The following is a 2,948-nucleotide window of genomic DNA, read 5'->3' as shown; positions in this document are numbered from 1 at the left end:
AGCGATGGATCGAACAGTTACTCACTACCGATGTGGAGTCTCTCAAGTGATCGAGCAACAGCATATGATATCGCCAACGGAAGAAAAGTCCTTATCCTGGAGTGAATATGCCTCCGAGTTGACAAGGTGCGGGGCGCGCGTCGTGCAAACTGCAAATGGGGATTTCTGGAATAAACACGAAAGCTTTGGACTGGTTCGGGTGAATGATCTGGACTTATCTACGCCTGCCCGTGAGGTAGTGAGAGAAGCGCTCGTCAAAGCACCAGCAGCCGTTGCAAGCTATATTGTGAAACCAGATGAGAATCATTCCGCCAATGCCTGGTGGTATGTGTGCGAGGATCGCTCATATGCATTCGACAAGCTTCCTCATTCGATGCGCAAGAATGTTAAGCGAGGACTTAAGGAATTCAAGAGTGAATTCAGTTCGCCCGACCAGTGTATCCGGCACGGCGCGAAGCCGTTTTGTGACTCACGGTCTCGAGTGGGGTTAAGCGATGGAACCGAGAAAGAATTCAATTCGCGCTTTGGTAAGAGGGCTCGTCGCCCTGGCCACGTAATCCTCGGTGCATGGAGTCACGACAGTCTGGCCGCATTTGTCTTTATCACGCTAGTTCAGGATTGGGCTATCAACGAAGGACCCTTCGGGGCGAATGAGTTTCTTCACCTGAGGCCAAATGACGCATTGTTGTTTTGGGAGCTTTCTTACTTTCTGACACAGAAGAAATGCCGAGGAGTAAGCGCGGGACTGAGTTCCATACAATTTGATGATACGGAAAAGGGACTTCATCTGTTCAAAACTAAGGCAGGCTTCGAGGCACGGGCGATTCATAGAGTATTCCTTCCGCATCCTTTATTGGGTCCATTGGTGAACCGGGCTACGCTGTGGTGCATGAACAATGCCCTTAGACTGAAACCTAGCAATCGGGGGCTTCTGAAGGCGATAGGTGTCTTGACCTGCTTACTTTCAGCGAAGAGGACAACTGCTTTACCCTTGCAGCCGTGTCCATCCACGAAAATGCCATGTCAGGAGTCAGTCGGTATGGGCACTGAAGAGATCCAACAAGATGATCCCAAGACATAGGCCCCCTTTCGCGATCAGCGCTGTCCTGCGTGCGGTGCTTTGTCAGTCCAAGACCGTTTCAGTCGAAGCGCTCGAAAATGCTTATGGCGAGCTGTTCGGTCTTCACGCGGCATTATTGCCATCTGCTCGTGCAGGCATCTGCTGGGCCCTAAGGTCTGTAGTTCGACCAGAGACGGTGGTCATAGGTCCAGTCTATACCTGTCAAGTCGTACATGAAGCCATGGCTCGTTCTGGTTATCAATTCCAACTTGTCGACACAGAAAGAAATGGTTTCTTGATGGATCCCAAGTCTATCCCAGCAGAGAATGGCGAGCGTTATGCCATTGTTCTTTGCGAGATGTACGGAGAATCTTATGAGTCATACCGTTTCGCTGTTGCACCTGAATTAAAGATTATTGACACTGCCATGACTCTTCCGACGAAACATTTATGCGAGCGGGTCAAGCACAATGACTGCATTGTGATGAGCTTTGGTATTGGGAAATGCCTGTATTCAGGATTTGGCGGGCTAATGCTCAGCAGAGCGAAGGAGTTTGCCGATGAGATAAAGAGCCGGCGTGATGCCAATCTGCGGCAGGCTGACGTCTTGTTGTCGATTAGAAGAGGTGTTGAAATTGGCCTAAGAACACTAGCGCACGCTAGAGGAATTTACAGGTATTCATCAATATTCAGAAAACGCCCTTCTGGTCCCGAGACCTTTCCTTCTGATTGGCATAACGATAAGAACGCGTCGGAAGAGTGGCGTATGCCCACAACCTACCTTGACCGAAAGCTAGCCATCTACAACCTGGAGCACAGCGTGGAATTCTACGACCAAAGAATCAATTTGGCGAATCGCTATCAGCGTAACCTCGGAGGGGTAGTCGGTCTCGCGCTTCCTCGCACCTCCCACTATGCGATGAGTCACTATACGATTCGCGTACCTGCGCATTTGCGCGCGTCCATCCAGACTGCTCTACGACGACAGGGTGTGGATACAGGAACCTTATTTAAGTTTCCGCCATATCTCTCGAAGGATCAGTATGCGAACGCCGGGAGGATTGGCGGCGAAGTGCTCAATTTGCCTCTAGATGCATCTTTGACCGATATGGAAGTGGACTATGTTAGCGACAGTCTGATCCGATGCTTATCTGAAATATCGACAGAAGGTGGCTACATCGATCGTGATTTGCAGAGCCTGCCTCGCGTTCAGCAACTCGATCAATAAGATTATGGTCCCATTCCAAATTTCGATAGTGTCCTTTGCCAGGAATTCCCGCCGATAGAAATTGGAGCGATTTGCGCTCCATGGCATCTGAAGACTTCGCACAGCGATAAACTGCTTTCTGCCGTGGGCAGGATGGAATGATCTCCACCATCTCGATTGAAGGTCGATCAAGTTCGCCGCAGGTATCCGTCATCATCCCCTGTCGAAATGAGCGGAAGTACATCGCGAAAACTCTCGAGACCATCCTTGACCAAGATACTCCACGCGGGGAGTTCGAGATTCTGGTTGTCGATGGTATGTCCGAGGACGGAACCCGCGATATCGTGGCAAGAATGGCAGATGACACTGCGGGCATCCGGCTCATTGACAATTTGTCTCGAACAACACCTTCGGCCATGAACAAAGGGATCGAAGCGGCGCGCGGACGGTACGTGGCGATTCTCGGGGCGCATACCAAGTACGCGCGAGATTACCTTCGGGCGTGTGTGGAGCTTCTTGAAGAACACCCCGAAGCGGCCTGCGTGGGAGGCCCGATTCTGAACAAGGGATTCAGCTCGTTCGGCCGAGCAGTCGCCTTGGCCATGGCGCATCCGGTCGGGATCGGCAACGCCAGACATCGACATGCACACTATGAAGGTTACGCGGAGGGAGCTTGTTATC

General features: G+C 51.3%; 3 protein-coding genes. All 3 read left to right on the top strand.

Going from position 1 to position 2,948, the window contains the following annotated elements:
* Positions 1 to 1,081 (top strand): hypothetical protein (locus tag ACOSYY_RS18240; protein ID WP_421664273.1); only part of this gene is annotated, 1,081 nt, incomplete at its 5' end.
* Positions 1,065 to 2,288 carry a DegT/DnrJ/EryC1/StrS family aminotransferase gene (locus ACOSYY_RS18235; RefSeq protein ID WP_421664272.1) on the top strand — a complete coding sequence of 408 codons (1,224 nt, stop codon included), beginning with the start codon at positions 1,065 to 1,067 and terminating at the stop codon, positions 2,286 to 2,288. The genes ACOSYY_RS18240 and ACOSYY_RS18235, both read left to right, overlap by 17 nt.
* Before the next feature lie 137 nt (positions 2,289 to 2,425).
* Positions 2,426 to 2,948 (top strand): glycosyltransferase (locus ACOSYY_RS18230; RefSeq protein ID WP_421664271.1); only part of this gene is annotated, 523 nt, incomplete at its 3' end.

This window comes from Nitrospira sp. BLG_2, from assembly GCF_049222245.1.
This window is presented reverse-complemented; position numbering and strand designations above follow the sequence as displayed.